Genomic DNA, 271 nt, shown 5'->3' on the forward strand with positions numbered 1-271 from the left:
GTCCCAGATGTACCAAAGACCTTCGGCCTTTACATAGATGATGCTGGTCCCTACGAACCGTGCGATAGACCTTGCTAGGTCAAGTTCCGTACCAGGAATGCTGTTGCTGCTAGCCGTTGAAATCGGCTTGCCGTTGAGCCATACGTTGGCTGTTAGTTCGTTTGTGCGCTCGGGTGCGAAGATACCGGCGACAAGTTGGGTTTCTGTGTACTGCTCCATTGATAATCGTTTCTATGCATTTTGGTCATATGACCTTCCTTAAGTCTTTTAC

Annotated in this window: 1 protein-coding gene; it reads right to left on the minus strand. The window is 48.7% G+C overall.

From position 1 onward, the window contains the following. Positions 1 to 219: hypothetical protein (locus tag ACR9ZK_RS22060; RefSeq protein ID WP_481344087.1), on the minus strand; the 219-nt coding region annotated here is incomplete at its 3' end. Positions 220 to 271 lie beyond the last annotated feature (52 nt).

It is taken from the genome of Monashia sp. HAY1-5C, from assembly GCF_056755255.1.